Raw genomic sequence first — 26,516 nt, 5'->3', positions numbered from 1 at the left:
AAATAAAGAACAAAATGACGAACTTGGATTTAGCAATGAGCAACAAACAAAGGTGTTCAAAGTTTTATTGGCGATAATGTAAAAATTTCAGTTATGACAATTCCTACTAGTGATACCTTTTGACCTTGATCCACTAATCCACATAATTTTAATTCTGATCTGCTTGTCCAAATGTCTTCCTTACTAGTTTGCCACTATGAAAAATAGAGAAAACAAATGATATAACGATGAACATGATCAATTGACTAAATCTGATTTATTAAATGAAACAATTTTAAATGCCAAAGAATTAATAAATCTTCAATTCACCTGATCAAATACTGTTATTAAATCCAAACACACTACGAATAGTATGATATCTAATATCCTAGTGACCGATGATGGAACCGAAACCTCAGACAAGGCGATCTACAAAGCTGCGGAGATTGCAAATCAAATGAACGTTTCACTTATACTATTGCATGTAGTTAATGATATTGGAGTCCCTGCATCATTGATTTTGGGAAATGACAAACCTGCAATCGAAGTAGCTAGAATCACCATAGGTGAAGCTATTGAAAAGGGTTGGAATCAAAGAGCTGATACTATAATTGAGAAATTAAAGAAGGAAGGTAAGATAAAATCCGCACAAAGGTTCTGTAGGTGGGGAGATGCTTCTGAAGAAATTTTGAGATTCGCGGAAGATAATAAAATAGATATGATTGTAATGGGGCCAGGCAAACGCTTGACAGGAATTTAAAAATTAGGGACTTTAGGAAGTGTTACTAGGAAGGTTTCTGAGTCGTCCAAGTGTCCTGTCATAATAGTTCATTAGATAAGGATTATCAAATCTATTTAATGTTCATCCTACAACACTATCTCAAAAGATAAATCTGATTGATATAAGACTATGACGTGTCCGTAAATTCATAGAAACAATTTCCTAATTGAACATGGAATAGAGATAAATAAAACAGTACATGAGTGGATCAGATATTATATCAAAGAAGAAAGACCACTCGAATCAAAACTAGTCTAACAATTTTCAGGTAGATAAATGTAATTATTGATCTCTATACTTTGTTTGTATACAACCAACTAATATCTAAATAATGTCTCTCAGTCATACTACATGTTTCATATTTCATGTTTCAAAAAAAGTTTTTAATCATCACCAAATAGGGAAGAATTCCTAAATGCTTTCTAGATCCTCCTATAAAATCAAAATCAAATAAGTCTTACCAATTCATTTAAACCTCATGGATAATACCGACAAGTTCAAACAGGAAGAGTATATAATAAGAATACCTATAAGCAGCACCGAATTTATTGAAAGTAATCTGACAATCACCAATCACCAATCACCTAAACAAAGTAGTTATTTTTGCTCATGGTAGTGGCAGACGACGTCAAGTCTATATCCTAAAAGATTACATGGATTTTTCCATTCTAAAGCTATATGAGACCTAGTCTATCAAAAAAATAACTCAATTTGTTTTGACGAGAAGCTGAAAATAAAAAAATAGTTAGCATACCAGGTCTTGAATACGAACTATTCCAATTATGCCCATTGTTGAACTGGATTTAAAGTATAGAAATCACCATGGAAATAGAAATAGAGCATTTCAGTTATAATGACGACAAGAACATTTTACTTTTTGCGAATAATTGTTTTCTTTGCGATATTTTCCGAGGTCATATGGCATATGATCTTAAATTCATATCTCTATGACTTTAGTGTAATCAGTTAGAATTTCTTATTAACACGATATTAAATTTTTACAATTTTTCCACTTTGTCAGCCGGCTTTATTTAAAGACACGGTGAATGACTTATCACCCAACGTATCTATTACAAAACCAAAAGTGAGAAGAATCTTCTTTAGGCATGTTCTCTCTAGGAGACAAGGTCATAAACTCCGACAACACATCTTTATTGTCAATCATGAATTTTAGTAGATCTTTGTCAGTAACTATTCCAACCATTTTGTCATTTTCTATAATGACTATCCTTCTAACCCTTTTTTCACACATTATTCTCATTGCATCAGTAACAGTTCCACTAACAGGCATTGTGATTACGGGGTGACTCATATGGTTTTTTATAGGAACTTGTAATTGATGTAGGTCTAATTTTCCAATTGTTTTCACAATATCACTTTCGGTAACTATTCCAACCGGCTTTTTTTCATCTAAATCATTTACTACGATGAGGCATCCAACATTATTCTGAGATAATAATTTACAAATCCAATATACATTTTGGTTTTGTTCTGCGATGATGACATTCTTACTCATTAAACGCGATATGCTAACAGCATCAAGACTCATACGAGCCTATTTCAAATTACCAATATAAATGAGTTTTAACAAAAATCAAATCTTTGAATTCCCACTATTTAAAACTAATGCAATTAGTAATTTATTATTGAAATTTTAGATACCAATGATATGTTTCCTGGGATTTATACTAACTATTTAAATTGTCTATTTGATATAATTAGCAATCAAACTATGTACTAGTCTTTTATATGAAAATAACCATTAATGCTTATACAAACCCTAGTAAATCACTCACCGATATTTCGGTGAGATATTAATTCTTTATAAATTTGATCGGAAATTCTAGACAAGTCTTTGCGATACTTTTTCATTCTAATGTCTGTTATATTCCTCTGCGGATAAACATTTTTGCTTTGGCCTTTTTAAAAATCTTGATATGTTCAATATTCAAAATTTATTTTTTCCACGCAACATAGCAATTACGTCGTATAAAAACTAGATGAATTTGTTGTAATTATATAAATATAAAAAAAATGATTTAATTGCAAAAAACATTCACGATGAAAAGTTGTGTCCCTAAAGAACATTAATCGATCATTTAAAAACATTTAGACAAGGCTAAAAATTTTAATATATATTTGTCTACTTTTACAGAGTATGCGAAATATTGCAATTAATGGTTTTGGAAGAATTGGACGAATCTTTTTGCGAATAGCCTTAAAGGATAAGGAATTTGAAGCGCTAGCTAACATAATTGCAATTAATGACCTGGGAGATACAAACACTCTTGCGCACTTATTCAAATATGATAGCGTGCATGGCAAGTTCGATGGCCAGGTTACTATTGACAAGAACGAGAATTCATTAGTTATAGACAATCACAAAATAAAAGTATTTTCCGAAAAAGATCCGGAGAAGTTGCCATGGAAATCATTGCAGGTTGATCTGGTTCTGGAATCTTCTGGCAAATTCAATGATAGAGAAAAAGCAATTAAACACATTCACGCTGGGGCTAGCAAAGTTGTAATTTCAGCCCCAGCTAAAAATCCCGATATCACAATGATTCTTGGAATTAATGATGAAAAATACAAACCTAAGGAACATCACATAATCTCAATGGCTTCATGTACGACTAATGCACTTGCTCCAGTAGCGAAGATATTAAACGATGACTTTGGAATAGAGAAAGGATACATGACTACAGTGCATGCTTTTACAAACGATCAAAATTTGCTTGATCTGTCACACCGGGATCTAAGGAGAGCTAGATCAGCGACAGAGTCTATAATTCCAACAACTACCGGGGCAGCCCGTTCAATCGGCGACGTCATTCCTGAATTAAAAGGAAAATTAGATGGAATGGCTTTAAGAGTTCCGATAAGTGATGGTTCTATTATTGATCTGGTGGTAACACTAAAAAGAGATGTCACTAATGCAGAACTTAATAACACCTTTAAACAATCGTCTGAGGGCAAGTTCAAAAACATACTTTCTTTTACAGAGGATCCTATAGTTTCATCTGATATTATTGGAGACCCCCATTCATCCATAGTTGATGGTCTAAGTACTATGGTCCTAGGCGAAAAAGGTAATGTCGTAAAAGTTCTGTCTTGGTATGATAATGAATATGGATTCGCATTTAGAATGGTGGAACTGGTTAAGCATATTTTAAAAACAATGGATTAATTTTTTTTGGATATTTTACATTTTTACTTTCTTCCCCACATCAAAGATTGCTCTTATGATATCTTTTTTTGTGATTATTCCTGCTAGATTCTGGAATTTGTTAATTACTGGTATACCACTTATACGATTCTCAATCATCAATTTGGCGGCCTCGTCTATACTGGATTCTTCTCCAATGATTAGAGGATTAGGCGTCATTATATCCTTCACCGTCATTGGTGTTGTAAAGTTTGATACAGTCAATTTTCTATTCCTTTTCCCCTCATTTTCAACTTCCCTTCCATGGCCGTCAATATTTAAAAAGTTCCTCTGTGGAATAATGTCTCTACCTGTTATTATCCCTAAAGGTTTATTTTCTTTTATTACAATTATTCTTGAAATTTTATACCGATTCAATAGATCAAATACTATGGCTATATCCTCTTCCGGACTCACGGTAATAACATTTTTGGTCATGTATCCACTTACAATCAAATTATCAAATTGACGAGAAGCAATTAATGCTATTAAACCGTCTTTGTGATTATTTTGTTTACTTGATTATCCTCACCCATAATTAAGAGTGAACTAATGTCCTTACCTAACATTAACTGAACACAAATACCCAAAGAAGCATCCTACTTACTGCATATAATTTGGAATTGTTGTCAAGAAATTCACTTAATTTTACCTCTTCTACATTCCTTTTATCAAGCATATGATTTGACAAAAACTTTCCAATATCTTTCTCAGTAATTATACCAATCGCTTTTTTTATCATCTGGAGATGTGATAACTACCATCTTTATATTGTAACTTAACATCATGTTCCTTGCATCAAGAAAAGTTTTGTTGGATTCTAACGACACAAGCGGTTTAGCAACGTGTGAAGCATTTAACATGATTGTATGGTCCTCATTGTGTGGCATATAAATAAGAGATTGATACAAATATTATTTAGACTTTAATTGAAATATTTGGTCTGTTGTTTATCATTGTAGATGCATTTGCTTATGGTCATATGTATAATACAAATTTTTTACTGATTCCTTTTGAATCTCTACAGATTGACACCTTTCCTACCTAGGGATTAATATTTTCGGTCATTATCCTATGTTTTTTGTCTTCTTTGGATTCGAAAACTAGTAAATATAGCGGATGAACCAAAATCTCCACATAAAACCATACCTAAAGCACTATTAATATCAAATATAGTAACTACTATTATCTATATTTTAGTGTCTGTAACTTCAATTTCCTTGGTTGGGTGGAATGAACTGTACATATCCACAGGTCTTTTGGCAGCAGCCACAAAAAAGGCGGGTCGAAATGCAGTGGTAGTTCTGCTCTCGGCTATAGGTCTGTTTGCAACCGCAAATACTGTTTTAATGATACTAATTTCTGGTTCTAGAGAGATATTTGGCATTTCAAATACCATGAAATCGCAATTATCAAAATATTTGACAAAAGTGCATGTAAAAAGAAAAACTCCACGGGTTTGTATAGCTATTACAATGTTTGCTGCAATTATAATAGTGCAGGTCTTTGAAGCATGCCTATTTTTAATAGCAGGTGTATCTGTCTTCTGTGTGCTCATAGTTTACAGAAGAATAATAAATACTACAATGATTTCACTCCGATACCTGAAGAATGCTCAAGTTAGACATCTTGTTTCACCTATCAGTATCGAAATATTTCCATTGATTCCGGGTTTGAGGATTATTTTTTGGATAGCAATATCAATTCAGATTCATCACGATATAATCAAAAATGCGTCAATTTGTATCGCAGCCATATTTTTATTGATATTTGTTATCATAAAATCAAAAAATTGTTTAAACAATAAAAGGGTAAGAAATACTAATTATGATTATTTATTTTTATTTCAGAAATTCTTTTACTGTCTATTGTAAAGCTTTGTCAAACATACCTAAAGGGTGAATATGATTTTAGTGGATTAAAAATTGCCTTTTCACAAGTCTTTCTTTTTCGGTGTACACGTTTTTTATATGATCTCTTATTTTGATACGGTGTTGTGTGTTATTGAATCTGCCCATGTTGTTTGCATTATGTATCTCAAGAAAAAACACGGGGATTTAATCTTGCTGTACCATCAATCCCGGCGAAATCAATTTAATGGAAATATTGACGTAGTTTTTGTCATTGTATTGGTATTTAAATAGATGACATTAATTTCTTTAGCAATTAGCACATTATCCAAATTTAAAAAATAGTCATTCTCCGCGGGGGAATGTATCAGGAAGATCTTTGTCCTTGACTTGTTTTATGTGGAGAGGATAAAGTGCGTTAGTACTATCGATAAATAACAGTAAATCATATCTCAAAGGCAGTACAGTAGGTACATAGTTACCAAATCTTTCATATTTAGGATTGTAAACCACCCCTATGGCTCTCTGACCCCTATTTTCAAAACTTTCATCATATAGAAAATCATCTTTTTTAGAGTCTAAAATGGTGTTTACAACATCATTTCGTTCAAACACCAATAGTCTGTTTTTAATATTTTTTTTTGAATCATCGTATTCATGATGTAACATATAATCCCAACTACCTTCTCTGGCCGCAGGTACATTTATTATTTCCATTTTCGCACCCCATTCTTCGGCAGCAATAACAGTACCTTCATATGTACTGAATCCAACCAGTACTGTATTGTGAATCCCGTTCCTTTCTCTCATCATTTGTCCTATGTTTGTCATTCCCGACAATGACATATCTGTAAAGCGAGCATCTCCAACATGCGTATTGTGTGCCCAAATGATGGCCTTTGGATTTTGAACTCGACTCTGATTGCCATAGTAATTGAGTAAACGTTGCAATGTATTTGTCATGTGTGTATCTCTTAAATTCCATGAGTTGACATCTCCCTTTATCATTGTCCTATAGTAATTCTCCGCATCTACTACTGTAATTGCATTTTGTTCGACATTAAAGTAATCCTCGGTGTTAACTGATTTTTCGTTAATTGCTAAAGAATATTTGTTTCTCAATGCTACAAGCAATTCAATGACCTCTTGTTCACAGTTTTTTGGTACAAATGCCGTAGCTCGAGCATATGCTTCCACTTCTTTGTTATAAGGTTCAAAACAGTTGTAAGCTCTTATTGCATTTCTCAAAAGGGTTGGATCTACTCTCTTCACATATCTTATTATTTCCTCCATAGATTCCCATAAACTGTAAAGATCCAACCCATAGAATCCAACCTTCGTTCCATCGGTGAGGAGTTTGTTATAATCTTCTAACCATTCTACTAACTCTATCATTTCTTTATTTGCCCACATCCAGGTCGGCCATCTATTAAAAGAAAAAAGAACTTGAGAAGCTGTGCTGTAAGATTCAGGATTGTCTTTTATATATTGATTCACTTTATAACAATCTGGCCAATCCCCTTCTACTGCTACAAATGAAAAGCCTTTCTCGGATATGAGTCGCTTTGATATTTCTGCACGCCACAGGTAAAATTCAGAAGTACCATGGGAGGCTTCACCCAATAATACACAATTAGCTTCACCAATCCTGTCCAATATGATGTCTATTTTATCGGTGTTATCTAGATCATAAATCAAGTTCACCTATTATACTCACAGCTATTAACATTCAAAAGCTACTTTATAAGCATAGCAACAAATCACATACTAAAAGCCAGTCATGTTGCTATATTAAATTCATAGATAAAATTTGCATTATTCACTTTAAACAAATAATATTGTTTGATCAATATCCTACATAAAGTCAAAGTTATTATTTGATTAACAGTTTCTTTTTAATTTGGTTAGTCCATGTTACTCCATTTTCTATGCAAGTTCTTCAAATCAATATCGATAGATTGTAAATATTCGGATACATTATCAAAGTCCAAGTGGTTGTAGCAAATATCCAAACTTGCATTGTTATCTTGCCCTGAGGACGTATCAATTTCTTTATTTTGATGCTTGTTAGGTGGCGACTTCTCCCACTTACCCGGTAAGTAATAATAAATATTAGAAGAAGCTTTATCATTAACAGTGTCCCCACTCATATCATTCTGAATATTTTACCCTTTAATTATACTTTAATACTCCTTATCAATTGCTGTTAATATATTTAGATAAAAAATCAACATGTATATTATTATCCAATATGCACCACAAGTGTAGAGAACCTGCCAGAAGAGCGAATGATAAAAGACTGAGACATTATCTTATCTTATAATTAAGGAACATATTAAAACAGAAACAACAACATATCAGATATCATAACCATATGTTTTCATAATTTTTTTTACCTCAGAATCACTAACCTGATCGAACTCTTCATAAAATTGTCCCACTGCACTAAATTGCCGTGGAGAATACAATATGATCAATGCATCGGCAATGGTATCTAGTCTATTAATTACTTCTGATTCCGCAGGGGCTACTGGCACCGCAATTACGAGTTTCTTGTAGTTATAATTGTGTTTGAGCCACTTAGCCGCAGCAACAATGGTTGATCCTGTCGCAATTCCGTCATCTACCAGAACAACAATTTTGTTATTTAATTTGTCATCATAAGAAATAGTGCCTCTAAATTCTAGCAATCGCCTCTCAATTTCATTTTTTTGAATTTCAATTTCCTGATTCAAATACCTTTGGGATATTGGAATGGACTTGACTACATTGTCATTTAAAAAGTAGGAACCATCAGGAAGTACTGCACCTATTGCGAATTCCTCATTCATTTCATACCTTATTTTTCTAGTAACTAAGATGTCTAGGTCACAATTAAAATATGATGCAATAATTTCCGCAAGAATTATGCCTCCTCGTGGAATAGCCAAGACTATTAATTCATTCCTTGTAATAGAAACATCGGATAATTTGTTTTTAAGAACTTGCTCTATACTAATTGCCAATTTCTGGCCTGCATCTATCCTATCGCGAAACAATGCATGCATGTTTGATAAAGAATGCACATATATTAAAATTGATCATATCACAAGTATCAAAAAAATAGTTAGACCCCGTCCCTTTCACAAGTTTGACAAATAAAAAATTAATATAATTTTAATAATATGACTTTAGGATTGATCACTTTTGCATTACAATATTTAAAATATGAATCCAATCTATTTGGTGAATACATGTATCCTATTTCTTTATCTGATCTGATTTAAAATCACAACTAAGCAAGTAAAAAGTCTAATAGAGTATAAGTTTTTTTGTCATTGTGAATAAAATACTCTAATTATGTGGGGAGACATGGATAAAATTCAAATTGAATCTCTTTTAAAATCAGAAACTATAGGTAGAATAGGTTGCTTTGACGAAGATAAAGTATATGTTGTTCCAATCACTTATGCCTATGATAATGGATATATTTATGGGCACACAAAAGATGGTTTAAAAATTCGTATAATGAGGAAGAATCCCAAAGTATGTTTTGAAATCGATTGGATGAAGAATATGAGCACTTGGAAAAGCGTGATCGCTTTTGGAACTTTTGAGGAACTAACAGGATCTGATGCCAAGAACGGATTAGAGATTTTGATGAAATCCATAATGTCTAAATTAGATAGAAAAACGTTATCAACAGAAGAATCTAGTGATAGCAACTTGGGAGGAGAAAATCTTGCATTTTTGCACTCATTTTTATCACCTTTTTTGCACAGCAAAAACAATGAAATTTTTGAAATGGTGGTATACAGAATCAAGGTAAATGAGGTTACAGGAAAGTTTGGAGATGATGAAAAATCTAATTCATACTATTAGAGTAAAAATTCTACTGGCCTTCTTCTTTGATGAAAGAAGAATTAGTGTTAGCTCTTTTAATTAGTATTAATATTCTTTTGACAATAACTAAATACTTTGTCAGAGCTGCATGTAACCTTGAGATATACATTAATGTTCTGTAAAGATATGGACTCAGTAGTCGTCCCTAATAATAGAGACTAATTCATTACAACATCATATTCAAAAAAAGATTTAGCTTTGAAAACATTATGTAATGGAAAGAAATGTCTCCATTATATTATTAAAGGTTTCAGGATATTGCTGCATTACTCCATGACCTCCATCATGCATTTGTATTAACCATGCTCCAGGTATCTTTTCTGCAATTTTTAATGAATTAATAGGAGGAGATGTAATGTCTTCGGTTCCAGTTACAACTAACACGGGCTTATCAACACTTGACAATCTATTACACGTACCTTCCCAGTGACTCAAAGCCTCACCATATTTCAACAAATTTTCTTGCGCAACCTGAGGGAACACAAATGTTCTGTTTATTTGATCCATATTTTCTCTTATCCAATCATCAGGGAACAAAGCATGTAGAAATAAAGTTTTGTTTGCAGTTCCTGTTTGCATCTTTTGCAGATCTATTGGTGACAGTTGTGGGGGCAGAGAGTTTGGCCCTCCACAGGAAGAAGCAACCAGAACAAGATGATTTATCTTTTCAGGATTCGACAAAGCCAACTCCTGTGCAATCATTCCACCAAGGGAAAGTCCCAAAACGTCAATTGGTTTTTTTATCCCTAATACGTCTATTAATCCAACTGTATCATTAACAAATTGACTCATTGAGAAGGTTTTGGTACCGGATGTTGTTTCACCGATTCCCCTATTGTCGAATATAACAACGGTATGATTCTTTGCCAAATCATTTAGAATTGATCCCCACATTTCCATAGTCATTGAAAAACCTGGAATCATCAAAATAGGATCCCCCTTCCCAAACTGCTTGTACGCAATATCTATATCTCCGACTCTTATCTTTTGAGAAGATTTATTGTCTAACACTGATAAAGTCTGATTAGATTTAGGCAGCGTGTTAGAATTTTGAATTTCACTATCATTAGTTTGATTATTAGCACCCGAATTGTTGTTATTAATATCGTTTATAGTTTGGTTAATTGTCTGTTGGACTTCATTAACAATTTCTGATTGCAGTTTTTCCTGACTATGTTGAATGGATTGGCTTAGAGATGTTGTTGCATATACCAGATTAGTTATCAAGTTCGAAAGAACCACAGTACTTGCAAGGCTTGATATAATCATAACCACAATTAAGACCGCAGAACTTGATCGAATAATTGTCATAGAACTTCTACTCTAGAGATATTAATAAGATTTAGAAATTAACAAATGACTCACATATTTTTATCTTTTCCTCTTGGTAAAGATTATGAAAATATAACCTATATGCAGATGATACTGCAAAACCACCCTAGCAAAAAATGAATCAAATGACTTGGTTTGGAAAGTCAAGGTTTTTTTTCTGACGAAGAACAAGAATAAGATATAATTAAACTAATGGCTGAAATGTAAATATAATATCAATTTGCCTAGTATCTTGCATTCATGGTAGTTTACCTCCCTATTATTTCGAACCTACTGATCCGATTTTTTTACAGTTTGATTTACTATCTGCAAAATAATAATTGAGTGAGATAGGCAACTGAAAAGAGGATAACCCCAGTGTTGTTTAATTTTTGAAGTTTGGAATTTGAAATTAGAGGACGATCAAAAAAAAATAATAAATTAAGAAATATCAAACAGCTAAGAAGGAATACGCACTACCACAATATGTTCCGTAAACTTAACATCCACTTTAGGTTGTTTTAGTGTCTCAAGTATTGTCTTTATTTTAGTTGAAATATATCTGCTAAATTTAAGGCCCAGATCAATTTGAATCTTGATGGTAATGTAATTTTCTTCATTTTCGTCAACCCGGTAATGAAATCCTGATATTTTAAGCCAAGTTAGTAAATAGTCAAGATAAATAGAGACCGATGACTTCCCATGAAAAATTTCAATAGTATCCATAAAATGATGTTGTGCATAATTGTCAACTATTTGATTTAACGATTCATTAGAAAGTTGTTCCACAATGTCTCTGTATAAAAACTTGTTGATGTAAATCAAGCCTGCAATTGCAGACGGCTTGTGCCATTTAATATATGATTTTACTATTTGGTTTAGAAGAGTGTTGATACTCTCCATTTTTAACTCTGATTCTTCACGTAATTCATCCAGTATTAACTTGTCAAATCGCAAGGTAATACTCTCACTCATCTTTTTGTGATATGAATTACCGTCGTTTGGGACGGTTTTGGGCATATAAATATACTATGTTATCTCTTGTATAAAACTGTTGTACAATGTATCTATTTGCATTTAATAATTGCAACCAATACATAGACAATAAATAATTTGAAGATTAAAGGAAATAAATGACAAAAATTGCACGCTCATTAATAGCAGTCACAGTGATGTTTACTGCAGCAATAATTCTTGTTGCAGCAATGAATGGCAACTATGTGAATGCCCAGTCAACTGAAGGGGTAAATACTTTTGGCGCCAATGGATATATGGGAAACTTGGCACTTTCTCCTGCAGCTTTACAGGCATTGAATGCATCACAAGATACTAACTTAAATTTTGTACTTGGTGGAGATTGGAGCTTTGATGTGGCAAACGGACAGTTACAAGACTTCAAAGTCGAACTAAATAGACATTCATTATCAGGTCATGAAGTTGAAACCCATGTGATAAACGGGCTAACTGATGCTGCTCCTCTAACAAACAATACTGGAAATGAGATTGTCTTGATCGGTAACAACACTCAATTCAAGGGAATAGCAGATATCCAGACCTTAGAGACGGGTAAAGTATGGAAAGATGTTCCAATACTAGTATATTTGATTAACGGACATATACTTAATGTATCATTTGATGTAGCAAAGACTGAGGGACACTTCTTGAATCTTCCATTGATTGGGGTAGTAAAAACAATAACAGAAGGTAGTGATGGCAGTCAAGCAAACGCAACTTCTACCTAAAATTTTTTTCTTGATTTTTTATTTCAATTTTTGATTTTGACAAACTTTTAGTTGTTATCAATTTTCCCACTTGAATGTCCTTGACTTTGGTTTAATATTTTGTTCGATGCTTAGAGGAAGACCCCAATTGAGAAGGCAATCATTCCTCAAAATACTAGCAACTAACTAAAACCAAAATAGCCATCAGCATCCGGCCTATCTGATTCATTCGAGAAGAATATGACTTTATTTTATAAGGCATTACAGAATTTTATTACCATTTAAATTATAACCTCATAGCAAAAAGGTCATATTGCACGAACAAAATTTGTATTTATTCAATGAAATATGACCCTTTAACCAATCTCCTTGCAGCAAAGATTGTTACCATGTCGTATAAATAGAACACAGTAAAATGAATAAATGGATCATTTTATTTAAACCTCTCTACAATGTCAGTACAAGTCAATCTAATTCAAAGATGTTATACAAAAATAACAATCACATGTGTCAAAAGTGTTGAAATTTCATGTTGTGTTGATCTTTAATCCCCTAGTTTATGAATTGCCCTACCAACCTTACATGAAGTTAATGATACATCAATATAATGAAAAGTAGTTGATTGCAAAAGAAGTTGATGTTTTATTAACACCAGCATCAATAATGACGACGCAGTTATGTTTTGCCAAAGTTACCGTCAGTCATGAAATAGAAGGGCGCCTCGTTTTGAATTTTATATTTGAGGTGGACGGAGTATTAAAATTGGAATGTAAGCTACATAAAATAAAGCATAGTGTAATCACTTACAAACCAAGGCGCTATGAATACCTGACAAGTGCGTTGATTCTATTGCCGTTTGACCATAGGAAATGATTTTATCTTTTTCCAACACTTATAGAAATTGTAATTTTGTCAATTGGATGAACAATCAATAAATTTGTGAAGACAGTAATGAGACAAGATTACATTTTGGTATTTTAAATCGATATATATATTTAGAAAAAACTAATTAATATCCAAGTCGCTGAATCAAACAAAAATAAGAATAACTAGTGCGAACAATTCAGGGCTTTAGCATAATTAGTCTATTCATATCAGAACACCTAGCAAACCTAGTGATAACAAGATAACAAAATGAAAGTAGAGATAATTTTGGATAACAGTCTTATAAGCAAATAATTTGCATGAGTGCTCACAATGGAGATATTATCTAAGAATGAAAAGAAATTATTAGTTATAAAACTGTACAAAGAAGGTAAGAAGTATAAAGAAATAGCAGCAATAGCAAGGATCTCTCCAAGAGACATTGGAAGGATTATTAATGAATACTCGGGTGAAAAAACTACCATTTATTGCAAATTGGATTCTTCAAAAGCATATGCGCTATTTCTGAAGGGTAAAACCCCAGTCCAAGTGGCCATAAAACTTGACCTAACACACGAAGAAGTCAAGAAATACTACATTGAGTATATGGATCTTCAAGGTATGAAATCTTTTGGATCGGCCTATAACGGTTACAAAGACTATATGCCTTCCATTTTTAAAATTATAAACAAACTAAAATATGGAAAAATCACTCCTCAAGAGTTTAATCGAACCCTCGAAATTATTGATGAAGCAAGACCATAAGTAAAATTCTGCCAATTGGCACTTCCATATGTGTTTTATGGTTTAAGCTTATGTTTTTATATAAATGGTATGCGAGGAAACACAAATCCTGCAACTTATGCCATTAACTAGTGTTTTCTATACTTTTACTTAATGAGGTCATTTTTAGAGACAAAAACGAAAATATATTGAAAAATACTTTTTCTTTCTTACAATAATCAATTATTGGTAATTCTTACGGTATTGGCTGAATCTTTTATATTGTTAGTGTGATTATATTGCAATTTGCCACTATTTTATTACCTGAATATTTTCTTACGGCAATATCAATTTTTTGTACACGGGAGGATAAAAGCACAATCCCATCATTAATTCACGGTAAAATAGATTCAAAAGTGTATACGTAACAGTAGGTAAAAGGGGTTAACTTTCATCTTCTCCAATCCTAACGTCATTGAATATAATAGTCTGTCATGGACAAATCTAGAATAACCGAATTTCGATACTGAGAATTACAACCCACCATTTCCTCTTTATTAAAATATATTTATTCTATTATTTTTTGTATTTTCTCATTGGTGTCGAAATGTGGACAATGAGATTTTATCTTTTATTGTTTTATTGTGGATTAAGTAGAAACAATTGAAACAATCTAAGAATAAAATGAAGTCAAGAGGGTTTAAAAAGTTTTGATCTTACTGTATCCCAGTCATACGAATAATCTTATTCCCTCACAAGTAAAATCTTTTACTGAATTTTGCTTAATAATTCACCAAAATCAACTATAAGGAATTACGAATTGAGCTACCTCTGTTTTCATTTGAGGACTGTTTTCGCCAAATTTCTTCTGATTATTGTTATTGTTGCCATCCCAATAGTTAAGATTTACCTCAAAGTCAGTTCCTACTGGAACATCGCTTGCTTTGAATGTAAAGGTCTTTGATATCACATTTCCTTTACCAGGAATGTAAAGCCCATATGCATCTTTTACTATCTTTTGTGGCTAATGGTCTACACTAACAGTTATATCTCCAGTCAGGTCATTTGGGGAGTTGTTCGTAACTTCTACAGTGATCTTAAATGTTCCTTTTGCGATAGTTGAGGAGCCGTCACTACTACTACTGCCATTAGAACATACATCAAAACCATCGTCATAGCCTCTCATGAACTCATTTGTATGATAAGCGGGCCCAGTACCCAGTTGATTTATGTACCTTTTGGAAACATCATTTATTTTGGCATCATTGCATCCGTGTTGATAACCAGAGTCGTAGGGAATATTATTGCTGTTAGCAGTAGCAGAACAATAGTCAAAACCCTGATAATATCCATCCATAAAATCAGAGGTATGATAGGAAGGGCCTTTGCCAGGTTGACTTAAGTATCTCTGAGAATCTATTGGAATTTTGGCATCCGAACATCCGTGAGTATATCCTGAATCAAATGCTGCTGCTTTTTTAGACTGCTCATTTCCTTCATCATTTGTTTGACATGCTTTCAACTCAGGATACTGACCACAGACATCGTCTTTATACCCACAACTTTTATGGTCCGGCCTAAAAATCATATCAGAAGGACAGCCCTCTGAATTTGGAATACAGCGGCCAGTTTCATCGTCGTCTGCCCTATAGTAACCGTCAGGGCATCCACCTCGTGGAAAGCATTGGCCGTCCTCATTCATCGCAAAGCCCGATGGACAATGACCGTTTTCATCCTGAGCACACTTTGGCATAGAAGGATCAAATAAGCAATCTCGATCTGGCTTCGAAAGACTAGGGTTTACGGTCATTGACGAAACGGAATCATTATTTATGTCTTGTTCTTGGTTGTTATCGCCGTCGTCGTCGTTGTTTGCTAACCCATCTGTAACAGAATTAGAGGATGCAGTGGTATTATCAGTGGTCAATTTCATAGAGTCTTGATTATTGTTCGATTCTTTTTGAATCTCCGATTGAAAAGACTGAATAACTTCAACGTCATCTGCGGCTGAAGAACCCGTCATATTGTTTTGTCCAAATACAATTAGATTTTGAGTTGTAAAGCCAGTTAAAATAGAAATAGAAAAGAAAAAAATTATCAAATTACAAACAACATTTCGGATTTTTCTATCTCTTGTTTTTTTAATAATCTTTAAGAATTGATCGTTGTTCATTTACCTTTATATATATTTAGAAATACAAATGAAACTAAATGTATTATTGTTAATTCTTCGAAAATCATGAATTAAGGAAAAAATTACCTGTAGTTGAGTATCGCACTGTCATTTAAAAGTAGTCACAGCTTACTTTATTCCCTTACTTTCAAACAGACAAATGGATAAAATTTATGTATTTTAACACTACTAAATTTCTAAATGTTAATAGCGTTAATAATTAAAAAATCTAAAGAACTGTTTCCCTCTTGCAGTCCATGTCCTCGAACTCTACGAAATAGGACAATCTTCTTTACGTATTTTCTAAAAATTTAGAATCATCATCAGTATTAAACGATCAATTGAATCTTTTGTTTATAGACTATATTTTATTTTCTTCTTTTTATATGGACAATTGTTTAAGATAGAAGATATCCCACCTAATACATTAACTTTATAGGCATCTCATTCATTAAATCCAAGCTAAACATTCTCCCATACATTAGAATCAAAAAACAAGTAAATGAACCATCGTCCAACAACATAAAAAATACTACTAACACCACATCTACAACAACAAATAATATTGTTTTATATTTAGGTCAAAACCCACTATCCGAATTTAATCAAAATATCAGATTAATCCGTACAACAAACTGATTTTTCTTCTCTATTAAGCAACCATTCCCTGAAGATATTATTTTACTTGTATGTCAATTTAACTTGGATACATAGGTTTTAAAACATCAAAAACCATTTTATTTACTATGAATTATAACAGATTTTTCAAGTTGGTTATTGTATTTTCGATTATCACCATGATCACGACATTTTCTTTTTCACCTACATCCATGTCTCTGCCTGCTAATTTGTCAATAGATATTCATAAAGATTACAGTAACAACAATCCAGTGTTTGCTCAACAGACGGGTAACGATGACATTTCACCAAAAATACTCGTTAATGACACGTGGATTAGCAAAAGAGACAATCTTAGCATAAATATAAAACTTGAACCAACAGTTCCAATTATAGATCAATGGACAAAGATGTATTTTGAAATTAAAGAGTTAGGCTCTGGAAATCTAGTTCAGTATGATATTCTAACGGTTAATGCTACAATTTCGGATCATGATGGCAGACTCTTTAAATTCCCAAAACAACAAGTGATGGATGGAAGGTTTAACATTTCGTATATTTTTCCAGATGATGGACAGCATCGTGTTATTCTGCAAATTTATAAGGATAATGCAGCTTTTAACGTTGCCGCTTTTGATATTGATGTGCCCCATCCGCAGTCACCTCAAGGTTTTTTTGAAAGACTATTCCAACCTCTTCCTTATTAAAGCCATAGAACTTAATTTATATTCAAAAGTTATTTAATGGATGTTATCTGTAGAGTAACTTCTTTCAAGCCATTTGGAACCTAATACCATGAATTAACATCATAACCTGAATAATAACTATTTTATTCATTGTATAATGAACATTGCATTTGAGAAATTCAAATACTGATAAAGAATAGATAGACAATATATTTTTAATTTATTTTTTAAAGTTTTTGATATTATAAATAAATATCAATAATATACCACATAATAATAAATGAAATAACAGATCCTTTTTTTTATGAATATTCTAGGTTATCTGTCTTTTTTCAATTGACCATGTATTCGGCATGAGTTATAAACCTAAAATTAGCTAAGTGTAATCTACTCCAACAAATCTCAATAGATTAAGAATTTTTCTCCCACTATCAATAAGAACATTTTGTTTCAAATGAGTTTTTTAATAGTGAAAATGGAAATATAACAGAGAACAATTATTTAATTACCTAAATACCATTTATTATTAGCTTAGCAATTGCTTAAATTTAGGAAAACATTTTAATGATGTTACCATTCTCTTCCAGATTATCATTTCATTGTTAGATTGTTAATAAATAAATCATATTGTTTTTAGCGTAACAAAAATTAACAGCAAAATACATTTTCAGGTAACGACAATAATTATACTTCTAAAACCTATAATGTAATTGGATTTTTGCAAGGAATCCCTGTTGTATTGCCCTTGGTTTTATTCCTCCCATGGTCAAAAATATGGAAAGAACAGGATATAACAAATAATGAATGAATTCTATGAATGATAATTTTTTTGTTTAGAGAGATTTTATGACGATTGTACAAAATGAGGCAAAATGGACTAACAGATTCTTGATTGTATCGGTGATTCAAGGCGCTATCGCAACCTTTCTCACTATCTTACTTGCTCTTTTTATAATATCTACATCTTATGCAGAACATTTAGTTTCAAAACTTTTAGACGATCCCTCCATAGGATTTATAGAAATAACTGCCCTAGCAGGACTAGGAGTATATTTTTTAATAGGGGTGTTAGGTAATGGAGTTTTAGCATTTATTTATCATTACTTTGAGAGTCTTCTCAAGAAAAATTTCCACAACTTATCGGGAGTTCTGGCATCTAGTCATCTTATACTAACAAATATTGGTGTTTTCTCTGTTAGCATAATTATGATTTATGCAGGTTATTTAGGCGATACAGCTGTCTTTTCTCAAGACATAGCAGGTTTTGGTATGAGTCCAGATGAAGTCTCACAAAATATGTTGAACCATTTTATTGTTCCTATTGGAATCATGCTCCTTGTATCTTCATTAGGAGCTATATGCGGAGGAATTGTATTTATCATAGAATTTATCAAAAAGTAGTACATATATTGCGACCAGTATGCTCATTCAAACACAAGATATATAGTTTATCTAATCTCAGATCATAGATTTCTTTATATCTACAAATATTCAATTTGGTAGAGATTTATGAACTAAGCAATTAATTTAGAAATATTTTTTTAACTTGCTTGCTCCTTTTACTTTATCGCGGATTGAGAACCTGTATTTGCGGCTTGTTTTGATGTTTTATGAAGGCTTCTGGCCATCAGCAGATACCAAGCCATTGCTGGAATTAACGAGACTATAGATAGATAAAGTCCTATACTAGGCAGATACAATCCCAATCCAACTATGGCCAATAAAATTCCAGAGATGCTGGCACCTTTACCAAACGCTTTGTTTTTTAGCATTAGAATGGACAGTATGAGCGTAGATATAGACAAGAGTACATAGCTTATGTAAAAGGTTGTTCCCTGAAATGTAGCTAGCTTTGACTGGCCTGCTGCCAGTAACATAAAAGATTGTTGGAAGTCAGTTTTGGTGATATCATACAGCTGAGACAAGTACAGCATGTCAAAAGCAGTATTGGATGAAAAATATACAAATATACCTAAAAGTCCCATTGTAACGCTAATTGCTGCAATGGATTGATTTGTATTTCTCAGTATTATGTATAGTGCTAAAAAAATAGGAATCATGAGAATATAGTCAACCATAAGCAAAAGGTCAAGACTCAATAGGCCCAGAAGAGCGTTATTCTGAAATAGCATAAAAAACTCCTCTACCGTACTCGGAGGAGGATTAATCACAAAAACAAGGATTTGAACTGGAATCAATATAACTATAGCTACAGCAGAAAAAGATGCTACCCTGTGGAGGTCCTGCCACAGTGTATTAGTATTTAGAGAGGTCATATCTCAACCTTTGTTCTTTTTTCATCTCGGATATTTTTTAAGATACTATGAAGTTATATTAGTATCACAAACAGTGGATCTAAAAAGAATAAGTTAATATACATTTTACAGATTAATTACTTTCGTAATAATTTTTGCATCTTACAGAAACTCTACAATTCCTCAATTGTAATTGTAATTTATAATATAGATCTAAACTGACAGATTATAAATAAAATCATTTTTCAATGAATACTTTCGGTGTCAGTATTTGACAGGATCATCATATTTAATGTCATTTATCTTGAATTTGGCATAGGTAAAGTTTCCGATTTCACTATTCCATGATACCTCGATGTTCCAGGGGACCACCATATTTTCAGCAGGAGCATAATTAGAGTAATGACCAAGCCATTTTTCCTTTACAAAAGAATTATCTACTGCACGGTATCTGTCAGCATTCATTTGTATTATTTCACCTTTTTTATTAAAATGAAAGAGTGCCTCAACTTTGGTCCCAGAGTAATTAATCATGGCCTTTGCAGAATCAGAATCCACTGGTTCCCAATGTAAATAATTACTGGGTAATAATGCAGTCGGAAATAAAGGTGATTCTGCTAGCCATCTCATAAGCTCACTCTCATCCAACTCTTTACCTCTGGGAGCATCAGATATTGTAAAGATAGACATGATTTTTATTTGAAATGCTCCCCTCCCTTCTAAATACATGTCAATACCGGTAATCCATACCAAAGGCAATAAGGATATTTTTCCTATCCAAATAAAACCAGGAATTTCAGTGGTAAAGTACTCGTGTCCTTCTATTGGCATCCATTTTTGGTTTTCGTCCTGACGGAACTCGCCCGTATGCTTTAGTTTAACATAACTGATATAATGTTGACCTTCCTCTAAGGAATGTGTGAAGTATCTCTTGACAGGCTCTGGAAGATCCTTTATCTGCTCAGGCGAAAAGGTTTTGTTTGATATATCCCCTGAAGCAGAATAAAGTCTTTTGATTTCTCTTTCGATTTGTTGCTTAAATAACATATCACCAAGACTAATAGTAACAAAGTATGCAAAAACGACAACAAAAGACATTATTATCGCTAGTATCAAGATTTTCTTCTTGTGCTGTAAATTCACAGGTTGACATCGCCTTGTCTTTACTACCCACTAACCAGTACTTTCTTTCTCACCGATCATTCTTCACCAAGCATAGTTTGTTCAATCGACCTTCTTGGTGTTGGCAGTACTTCTATATCCGAATAGCCTATTCGCAAAAGTAATTGGGGATTTTTGTCACTATGACCACGTATGAGAGTGGCAAGTCTTTTTCTCAAGTGGGGAACTTCTATAGGCTGGTTTAGGTAAGAAGACCATATATTCTCGGATTTTAGATACAAAAGTATGTTTGACATAGCTAGTCCTGTATTTATCCATGAATGAGTATTATCTGAATTAGTACCTATCACTATTAGAATAGGCGAACCTGTAGCAAGTTCCTTGTCCTTGGCGGCTTGCCCTTTACCAAAGTCAAATGTTCGTATCACAAATGGTCCGACTAAAGACAGGATATCACCAAATCCAAACGCATAGCCAGGCATTCCATCTCTAAGATGATTTCTATTTGCGTGGACCCATGAAGCCAACTCCCTTCTAAGCTTTTTGTTGGACATTTGAATAATATCTCCTTCTGTAATCAGTTTAGCAATTCGCTCTTTTTCCTCTTTGTTCTTTTCAATATGAAGCCAGACACTGTCGTATTTATGAGCGATGGATTGGAGGTTAGACAGAACCTCTTGTGAGATTTCCTTACCCTCATCAAATCTGAATCTGTTAGTTCTTCTCAGGGTAATTGAGTTAAATACTCTCTTTATTTCCTCATCTTTGGTTTTCTCTGGTTTTTTATGAATGTCTATAATCCTAACGGTAGCCAATAAATCATGGCTATTATCTACTGTGTCTTCTCCTTTTGGTCGTAGTGGTAACATGGAAGTTTCAAATCTATAGCCAAAATATGATATTGCTAACTGTAAATTAAACAAGGCAGACCCACAACTGATTATTAATTCCCGGTCATCAGGATCTACTACAGATAATGCTCGGGTTCTATCAGCATATAGATGAATTGTGTTATCATCAGTAGATATTCTAAATGCCCAAGGTTGGGTATTGTGACCTGATGGGGCCAAAATAGCATAATTGAGAAAAAATTTTAACTTATCAAATGGTTTATCATAACTAGGAAACAAAGTTTCAGATATCTTCCAAGGTTCAAGACCCTTATTATCCGTGTCTTTTTTTGTTGATAAAGGCAATGAGATTCAAAGAAGGAGCAATTAGAAAAGTATTATGTATCGTAGATAGAGTCATTTGACAGTATTTTTTATTTTCCAAAAATGAACAAGTCTAAATATTGTGAGGTCGGATGCGGGCCAAAAGTTTGTGTTGTTCCATTAATACTTAAAAAGGATTCACAGACTGCATTTCATTCAGATAATTAATTTTCATTGAAAATAAAGCGATTGTGTTTTATTTTTAAACACCGATAGTCCCATAATGAAGGAAATAGGATTTGTTCACATGTCAGGAAGTCATGGGTTTAGACTTACATATGGGTTAAATAATATTTGACTAGCCAAAGTTAATGGAATCAAGACTCGGGTTCATAGTGTAGTATTCCAGATTCAAAACATCAAGATTTCAGAATAAACATATTATAAAGTGGTTGAAGACTATTTTTTATATGCTCTTTTCTCTCACACTCTAACAAAATCATGCAAGATAGTCACCGCTAATTTCATATCGCCATACAATAAATAAGAATAAGGATTATACCGCAAGTAAAATCCAAAACCATAAGATTGGGCACATTTTTAATTAAAAGTGATTATTTGTTTGACCATTTTCTCATCCACTGAAGCAGATTGATAATTGATCCAACAAGTTCTTGACCCTTTGGAGTAAGTCTATATTCTACCCTGGGTGGAATCTCATGAAAGGATTGTCTATTCAAAATACCACTCTTTTCCAATTCCTTTAAACGTATCGTGAGGGTTCTACTGCTGAAACCTTTCATTGACTTTCTAAAAGTAACGTATCTTACAGGATCGGTAGAACAGCAAAGTGGTATCAATATTTCTAGAGTTCCTCTTTTAGTGATTATATTTCTTAATCGAGACGTTTCTTTCATTAAGCTCTCAATATCATAACCATAGAAGTTGCATGCATTATTATCGCCTTCGAGTATTGGTAGCTTCGATGGTTTTGATATTGTTTTATTAATTCCATTTTCTTTTGGTTTCTGTGATTTCACTTGCTTTACTATTTTGCTCTTACCAATTTATATAGTTTACTTGGTAAACTAAAGGTAATGAGTAAACAATTAAATAGAAAAAACAAGATTCAAGAACAATATGAAAAAATAGCAATGGCAGGTGGTTCACTATCCTGTTGCTCTTCTTCGGGCGGATGTTGTGGTACAGCTGAGACAGCAGTAGTGTCACCAATAGAATCGTCTAAAACAGTTGGATACAATCAAAGTAATCTAGAATCTATTCCACAGTCATCTATCCTTGGTTTAGGTTGTGGTAATCCTTCTACCTTTGCTCATATAAAAGAGGGTGATGTAGTGGTAGATTTAGGTTCTGGAGCCGGAATTGATGTATTTATAGCTTCAAACATCGTCAAAGAGACAGGAAAAGTCATAGGTGTCGATATAACAGATGCTATGTTAGACAAGGCGAGAAAGTACACTGAAATTCATGGGTACCACAATGTAGAATTTAAAAAAGGTGATATCGAAGAAAAAATTCCAGTTGATGATAATTCAGTTGATATAGTTACAAGTAATTGTGTTATCAACTTGACAACAAACAAGGAAAAAACGTTTAGAGAGATTTACCGAATTTTGAAACCAAAAGGCAAAGGAAAAATGATTATATCAGATTTGGTCACCTCTAAAGAAATAGATGCAGATTCTGTCAATATAGACAATTGGTGTAGTTGTATTGATGGTACACTAACAAAAGAAAATTACATGGGCAGTATTAAAAAAGCAGGATTTACCAACGTCGAGATACTTGACGAAAAATTATACATGGAACTAGAAGAGGATGAAAGGGATCAAGAAAAAAGACAAATTAGTAGTATTTCGATAAGGGCTGTTAAAGAGTAGTTGATTATAGAAAGGAGTGATACAAATAAAATTTTCATTTGGTAAACTAGATCAGGGCAAACGAAAAGAAATTATCCTCTTTGTATGTGTTCAAAATGCTGGAAGAAGTCAGATGGCTGAGGGTTTCTTCAGAAAGTATGCTTCAAAAGGCTACGAAACTGTAGTGCTGGTACGGTTCCTACTTCTCAAATTAATCCAATTGCAGTAAAAGTTATGAAAGAAGTTGGAATAGATATTTGAAAACAAAAACTCAAAGACTTGACAGAAGACATGATGCGAAATGCAACAGCCATTGTAAATATGGGCTGTATGGATGACAAGTTCTGTCCTGCTTTATTTGTTCCAAAAGTTATAGATTGGGGTATTGAAGACCCAAAAAACAAGCCTATAGAGAAAGTAGGAGAAATAAGAGATGAAATTGAAAAAAGAGTTTTAGAAATAATTGATTCCACCCAAGACCATAAAATTCCAATTTAGGACGATAAGTCTCATTTAATCCATCGAAAATAATTTCAGTTAAATAGCAAATAATCATGTTAAAGGATTCTGCATCTGAGTCTGTAGTTGACAAACTGACTGTAAATCAAAAAAGATTTCTCGTAGAACTCAGGTACATTTATTGTTGTAGTTTTAGCAACAGGTTCAGTGGTTGCTGATGCAAAATTAAATAGTATTTTGGGCTAACCTTTTATTGCATTTGCTCACTTCATAGGTGTTGCAATAGGTGTTTATCTATTTGGTAAAATTTCTATGGCTCATTTCAATCCGGCTGTTTCAGTGGGATTCTCGATAACTAAGCACATCACGAAATAATTATTAGGTTTATATCTTTTAGCAGAGATTTTCGGCTCTTTACTAGTAAATCTTTTTGTGAGTATAGTAATAGGTAATGAGGCAAACTTGGGAGCCAATGCACCTAACTATTCATATCCATTACCTTTAATATTTGGAATAGAAGTTTTTGCTTCAGGTCTTTTAATGGCGGTAATACTGGTAATAGTTTACACAAAAGGTTTGAAAGGATTTGGAAGTATCGCTATTGGAGGCATTATTGGATTGGACAATTTGTTTATAGATTTTATTTCTGGTGCATCCATGAATCCTGCACGTTCCCTGGCTCCTGCTTTATTCTCTGGGGTATTGACAGATCTATGGTTATACTGGACGACAACATTTATTGGTACATCTTTGATTGCTTTTCTTTATAGAAAGAAAATAGCTAATAGTTAGATTGAATTGATTGCGATAAGCACATTAAACCTCGATTTACAATATTTTCATTTTATTCTTATAATAATATGATCCATAGAACAATCAATTGGATTTTAGTTCCGTCTTTACTCAATATATACATCATCTAATTTTTATCCTAAGATAAATGAATAGATATACAAAAGAATAATTATACTTGTAGTGAATCTGCCTTCTTTAGCCTGTCCCCCAAGGATTATCTATGACAATTCGCCATGTTCCATCAGATTGTAAACGGAGAACATCTGCAGATTTTGCTAAAAGGTTGACAGGCTCGTTATCAGGCCCTGTTCCGCTATATGACCATTCTGTAGTTACTAATGCAAGATCACTTACATGAAGAACTCTCTTTACTTTAAGATCTAATTTTCCTTTCAAATCTATGAAACTACGTAGACTTTCGCGGATGGATTCTGGGCTCTTTGCAAGCTGTCCTGGAAGGGTTGCAAAACATGATTCTGCTTCATAGAGCGTCATTAATGATTCCAAATTTCCGGAATTGATACCTTCAACTATTGCGTCCAAGACTTTTTCAGGTGTCGATGTTTTATTCTCATTTTGATTGTAGATTTGTTTACTCATTACCTTTGGTTTACTTTGTAAACTATATAAATTAGTAAGAGTAAAATGGTAAAGTAATATTAAGTAATGAAACTAACCTTGAATAAAAAGAAGAAGGGATTTGAACCTAGGAGAAATAATATGAGTTTAGTATTATCTTGGGACAGTTTACCTTTTAGATGTAAATTACTTGATTTACTTATTAAAAGGACTGATTAGTTAGTCCCAAGCAATACTATGGCACTTAATGGGGCAAAGGCTTCGGGGGTGTTATCACTGCAAAAAAAAAGAATTCAACTTGTTTTTCATTGAAACAATAGATTTTGGATTAAATTGGTTTAAGCTATCGTATAATTGAATACAGCCATCAAATTCGAATGTATAGGATATGAAGGCACTTCTTAATCTCACGAGTTTGTACATTATACTTAGACTAGATTCTACATTAAATTCGAACAGCCTGAATGTGGCATAATGCT

At 33.0% G+C, this 26,516-nt stretch carries 26 protein-coding genes and 1 pseudogene; 12 read left to right on the top strand and 15 right to left on the bottom strand.

Going from position 1 to position 26,516, the window contains the following annotated elements:
* The first annotated feature begins 352 nt into the window (after positions 1–352).
* Complete coding sequence (locus F1Z66_RS07700; protein ID WP_149863022.1) at positions 353–739, top strand: universal stress protein; 387 nt, start codon at positions 353–355, stop codon at positions 737–739.
* A 1,075-nt stretch (positions 740–1,814) separates the two neighbouring features.
* Here the strand turns inward: F1Z66_RS07700 and F1Z66_RS07690 are convergent.
* Positions 1,815–2,276 (bottom strand): CBS domain-containing protein, encoded by a 462-nt coding sequence (locus F1Z66_RS07690; protein ID WP_195907500.1) that lies wholly within the window; start codon positions 2,274–2,276, stop codon positions 1,815–1,817.
* Between the two features lie 642 nt (positions 2,277–2,918).
* Here F1Z66_RS07690 and gap point away from each other — a divergent pair.
* Positions 2,919–3,947, top strand: coding sequence for a type I glyceraldehyde-3-phosphate dehydrogenase (gene gap, locus F1Z66_RS07685; RefSeq protein ID WP_149863020.1), 1,029 nt, complete (start codon positions 2,919–2,921; stop codon positions 3,945–3,947).
* A gap of 15 nt (positions 3,948–3,962) precedes the next feature.
* Here the strand turns inward: gap and F1Z66_RS07680 are convergent, their stop codons facing one another.
* Both F1Z66_RS07680 and F1Z66_RS15385 read right to left on the bottom strand, forming a co-directional pair.
* On the bottom strand, positions 3,963–4,403 hold the full coding sequence (locus F1Z66_RS07680) for a CBS domain-containing protein (protein ID WP_149863019.1): 441 nt from the start codon (positions 4,401–4,403) through the stop codon (positions 3,963–3,965).
* A gap of 272 nt (positions 4,404–4,675) precedes the next feature.
* Entirely contained in the window at positions 4,676–4,828 is a 153-nt protein-coding gene (locus F1Z66_RS15385) for a hypothetical protein (RefSeq protein ID WP_154670511.1), read from the bottom strand.
* A gap of 231 nt (positions 4,829–5,059) precedes the next feature.
* Between F1Z66_RS15385 and F1Z66_RS16435 the strand changes: the two genes are divergently transcribed.
* Entirely contained in the window at positions 5,060–5,839 is a 780-nt protein-coding gene (locus F1Z66_RS16435; RefSeq protein WP_149863047.1) for an APC family permease, read from the top strand.
* A 321-nt stretch (positions 5,840–6,160) separates the two neighbouring features.
* On the opposite strand, the gene F1Z66_RS07670 is transcribed toward F1Z66_RS16435, so the two are convergent.
* The 3 genes from F1Z66_RS07670 to F1Z66_RS07660 form a co-directional block, all read right to left on the bottom strand.
* Complete coding sequence (locus F1Z66_RS07670; protein WP_230207490.1) at positions 6,161–7,513, bottom strand: erythromycin esterase family protein; 1,353 nt, start codon at positions 7,511–7,513, stop codon at positions 6,161–6,163.
* 206 nt (positions 7,514–7,719) lie between these two features.
* The gene (locus tag F1Z66_RS07665) at positions 7,720–7,965 is read right to left on the bottom strand and encodes a hypothetical protein (RefSeq protein WP_149863017.1); all 246 of its coding nucleotides are present in this window, start codon (positions 7,963–7,965) and stop codon (positions 7,720–7,722) included.
* Between the two features lie 207 nt (positions 7,966–8,172).
* Positions 8,173–8,862 (bottom strand): phosphoribosyltransferase, encoded by a 690-nt coding sequence (locus tag F1Z66_RS07660; protein WP_149863016.1) that lies wholly within the window; start codon positions 8,860–8,862, stop codon positions 8,173–8,175.
* 304 nt (positions 8,863–9,166) lie between these two features.
* On the opposite strand from F1Z66_RS07660, the gene F1Z66_RS07655 reads away from it, so the two are divergent.
* On the top strand, positions 9,167–9,676 hold the full coding sequence (locus tag F1Z66_RS07655; RefSeq protein ID WP_159357352.1) for a pyridoxamine 5'-phosphate oxidase family protein: 510 nt from the start codon (positions 9,167–9,169) through the stop codon (positions 9,674–9,676).
* Positions 9,677–9,904: 228 nt separating this feature from the next.
* On the opposite strand, the gene F1Z66_RS07650 is transcribed toward F1Z66_RS07655, so the two are convergent.
* Complete coding sequence (locus F1Z66_RS07650) at positions 9,905–11,008, bottom strand: alpha/beta fold hydrolase (RefSeq protein ID WP_149863014.1); 1,104 nt, start codon at positions 11,006–11,008, stop codon at positions 9,905–9,907.
* A gap of 459 nt (positions 11,009–11,467) precedes the next feature.
* On the bottom strand, positions 11,468–12,028 hold the full coding sequence (locus tag F1Z66_RS07645) for a hypothetical protein (protein WP_149863013.1): 561 nt from the start codon (positions 12,026–12,028) through the stop codon (positions 11,468–11,470).
* A 113-nt stretch (positions 12,029–12,141) separates the two neighbouring features.
* On the opposite strand from F1Z66_RS07645, the gene F1Z66_RS07640 reads away from it, so the two are divergent.
* Positions 12,142–12,750, top strand: a complete 609-nt coding sequence (locus F1Z66_RS07640; protein ID WP_149863012.1) for a hypothetical protein — start codon at positions 12,142–12,144, stop codon at positions 12,748–12,750.
* A 1,176-nt stretch (positions 12,751–13,926) separates the two neighbouring features.
* Complete coding sequence (locus F1Z66_RS07635) at positions 13,927–14,358, top strand: helix-turn-helix domain-containing protein (protein WP_149863011.1); 432 nt, start codon at positions 13,927–13,929, stop codon at positions 14,356–14,358.
* Positions 14,359–15,115: 757 nt separating this feature from the next.
* On the opposite strand, the gene F1Z66_RS15380 is transcribed toward F1Z66_RS07635, so the two are convergent.
* Positions 15,116–15,286, bottom strand: coding sequence for a hypothetical protein (locus F1Z66_RS15380; RefSeq protein ID WP_154670510.1), 171 nt, complete (start codon positions 15,284–15,286; stop codon positions 15,116–15,118).
* A 54-nt stretch (positions 15,287–15,340) separates the two neighbouring features.
* Positions 15,341–16,489: a hypothetical protein gene (locus F1Z66_RS07630; protein WP_149863010.1), complete on the bottom strand. Its 1,149-nt coding sequence runs from the start codon at positions 16,487–16,489 to the stop codon at positions 15,341–15,343.
* Between the two features lie 770 nt (positions 16,490–17,259).
* On the opposite strand from F1Z66_RS07630, the gene F1Z66_RS07625 reads away from it, so the two are divergent.
* Together F1Z66_RS07625 and F1Z66_RS07620 are read left to right on the top strand one after the other, a co-directional pair.
* On the top strand, positions 17,260–17,814 hold the full coding sequence (locus tag F1Z66_RS07625; RefSeq protein WP_159357351.1) for a hypothetical protein: 555 nt from the start codon (positions 17,260–17,262) through the stop codon (positions 17,812–17,814).
* Positions 17,815–18,639: 825 nt separating this feature from the next.
* Positions 18,640–19,194, top strand: coding sequence for a hypothetical protein (locus F1Z66_RS07620; RefSeq protein ID WP_149863008.1), 555 nt, complete (start codon positions 18,640–18,642; stop codon positions 19,192–19,194).
* A gap of 158 nt (positions 19,195–19,352) precedes the next feature.
* On the opposite strand, the gene F1Z66_RS07615 is transcribed toward F1Z66_RS07620, so the two are convergent.
* The 4 genes from F1Z66_RS07615 to F1Z66_RS07600 all read right to left on the bottom strand — a co-directional run bounded on the left by F1Z66_RS07615 (position 19,353) and on the right by F1Z66_RS07600 (position 23,364).
* A complete protein-coding gene (locus F1Z66_RS07615; protein ID WP_149863007.1) occupies positions 19,353–20,069 on the bottom strand; it encodes a DUF4386 family protein in 717 nt (238 codons plus the stop codon).
* A 243-nt stretch (positions 20,070–20,312) separates the two neighbouring features.
* Complete coding sequence (locus F1Z66_RS07610) at positions 20,313–21,191, bottom strand: DUF6920 family protein (protein ID WP_149863006.1); 879 nt, start codon at positions 21,189–21,191, stop codon at positions 20,313–20,315.
* A gap of 56 nt (positions 21,192–21,247) precedes the next feature.
* On the bottom strand, positions 21,248–22,366 hold the full coding sequence (locus F1Z66_RS07605) for an Acg family FMN-binding oxidoreductase (protein WP_149863005.1): 1,119 nt from the start codon (positions 22,364–22,366) through the stop codon (positions 21,248–21,250).
* A 572-nt stretch (positions 22,367–22,938) separates the two neighbouring features.
* Positions 22,939–23,364 (bottom strand): winged helix-turn-helix transcriptional regulator, encoded by a 426-nt coding sequence (locus F1Z66_RS07600; protein ID WP_230207489.1) that lies wholly within the window; start codon positions 23,362–23,364, stop codon positions 22,939–22,941.
* Positions 23,365–23,421: 57 nt separating this feature from the next.
* Here F1Z66_RS07600 and arsM point away from each other — a divergent pair, with 57 nt between their 5' ends.
* The 4 genes and pseudogenes from arsM (at position 23,422) to F1Z66_RS07585 (ending at position 25,455) form a co-directional block, all read left to right on the top strand.
* Complete coding sequence (gene arsM / locus F1Z66_RS07595) at positions 23,422–24,225, top strand: arsenite methyltransferase (protein ID WP_149863004.1); 804 nt, start codon at positions 23,422–23,424, stop codon at positions 24,223–24,225.
* Between the two features lie 112 nt (positions 24,226–24,337).
* Positions 24,338–24,433, top strand: coding sequence for a hypothetical protein (locus F1Z66_RS16430; protein ID WP_438502942.1), 96 nt, complete (start codon positions 24,338–24,340; stop codon positions 24,431–24,433).
* Positions 24,434–24,495: 62 nt separating this feature from the next.
* Positions 24,496–24,702, top strand: coding sequence for a hypothetical protein (locus tag F1Z66_RS16045; protein WP_201448522.1), 207 nt, complete (start codon positions 24,496–24,498; stop codon positions 24,700–24,702).
* 273 nt (positions 24,703–24,975) lie between these two features.
* Positions 24,976–25,455 (top strand): annotated as a pseudogene (locus tag F1Z66_RS07585) (aquaporin).
* Positions 25,456–25,653: 198 nt separating this feature from the next.
* On the opposite strand, the gene F1Z66_RS07580 reads toward F1Z66_RS07585, so the two are convergent.
* On the bottom strand, positions 25,654–26,058 hold the full coding sequence (locus F1Z66_RS07580; protein ID WP_154670509.1) for a YybH family protein: 405 nt from the start codon (positions 26,056–26,058) through the stop codon (positions 25,654–25,656).
* Positions 26,059–26,516 lie beyond the last annotated feature (458 nt).

The organism is Candidatus Nitrosocosmicus agrestis (assembly GCF_008389435.1).
Classification (GTDB): Archaea; Thermoproteota; Nitrososphaeria; order Nitrososphaerales; family Nitrososphaeraceae; genus Nitrosocosmicus; species Nitrosocosmicus agrestis.
Note: the sequence above shows the minus strand (reverse complement) of the source record. Positions and strands in the feature narration are given on the sequence as shown.

What these genes read in the sequence shown, in the direction of transcription:
- F1Z66_RS07700 (WP_149863022.1), top strand. Translation starts at nt 353, where the DNA reads ATGATATCTAATATCCTAGTGACCGATGATGGAACCGAAACCTCAGAC.
- F1Z66_RS07690 (WP_195907500.1), bottom strand. Translation starts at nt 2,276, where the DNA reads ATGAGTAAGAATGTCATCATCGCAGAACAAAACCAAAATGTATATTGG.
- gap (WP_149863020.1), top strand. Translation starts at nt 2,919, where the DNA reads ATGCGAAATATTGCAATTAATGGTTTTGGAAGAATTGGACGAATCTTT.
- F1Z66_RS07680 (WP_149863019.1), bottom strand. Translation starts at nt 4,403, where the DNA reads ATGACCAAAAATGTTATTACCGTGAGTCCGGAAGAGGATATAGCCATA.
- F1Z66_RS15385 (WP_154670511.1), bottom strand. Translation starts at nt 4,828, where the DNA reads ATGTTAAATGCTTCACACGTTGCTAAACCGCTTGTGTCGTTAGAATCC.
- F1Z66_RS07665 (WP_149863017.1), bottom strand. Translation starts at nt 7,965, where the DNA reads ATGAGTGGGGACACTGTTAATGATAAAGCTTCTTCTAATATTTATTAT.
- F1Z66_RS07660 (WP_149863016.1), bottom strand. Translation starts at nt 8,862, where the DNA reads ATGCATGCATTGTTTCGCGATAGGATAGATGCAGGCCAGAAATTGGCA.
- F1Z66_RS07655 (WP_159357352.1), top strand. Translation starts at nt 9,167, where the DNA reads ATGGATAAAATTCAAATTGAATCTCTTTTAAAATCAGAAACTATAGGT.
- F1Z66_RS07650 (WP_149863014.1), bottom strand. Translation starts at nt 11,008, where the DNA reads ATGACAATTATTCGATCAAGTTCTGCGGTCTTAATTGTGGTTATGATT.
- F1Z66_RS07645 (WP_149863013.1), bottom strand. Translation starts at nt 12,028, where the DNA reads ATGCCCAAAACCGTCCCAAACGACGGTAATTCATATCACAAAAAGATG.
- F1Z66_RS07640 (WP_149863012.1), top strand. Translation starts at nt 12,142, where the DNA reads ATGACAAAAATTGCACGCTCATTAATAGCAGTCACAGTGATGTTTACT.
- F1Z66_RS07635 (WP_149863011.1), top strand. Translation starts at nt 13,927, where the DNA reads ATGGAGATATTATCTAAGAATGAAAAGAAATTATTAGTTATAAAACTG.
- F1Z66_RS07630 (WP_149863010.1), bottom strand. Translation starts at nt 16,489, where the DNA reads ATGAACAACGATCAATTCTTAAAGATTATTAAAAAAACAAGAGATAGA.
- F1Z66_RS07620 (WP_149863008.1), top strand. Translation starts at nt 18,640, where the DNA reads ATGACGATTGTACAAAATGAGGCAAAATGGACTAACAGATTCTTGATT.
- F1Z66_RS07615 (WP_149863007.1), bottom strand. Translation starts at nt 20,069, where the DNA reads ATGACCTCTCTAAATACTAATACACTGTGGCAGGACCTCCACAGGGTA.
- arsM (WP_149863004.1), top strand. Translation starts at nt 23,422, where the DNA reads ATGAGTAAACAATTAAATAGAAAAAACAAGATTCAAGAACAATATGAA.
- F1Z66_RS16430 (WP_438502942.1), top strand. Translation starts at nt 24,338, where the DNA reads ATGGCTGAGGGTTTCTTCAGAAAGTATGCTTCAAAAGGCTACGAAACT.
- F1Z66_RS16045 (WP_201448522.1), top strand. Translation starts at nt 24,496, where the DNA reads ATGATGCGAAATGCAACAGCCATTGTAAATATGGGCTGTATGGATGAC.
- F1Z66_RS07580 (WP_154670509.1), bottom strand. Translation starts at nt 26,058, where the DNA reads ATGAGTAAACAAATCTACAATCAAAATGAGAATAAAACATCGACACCT.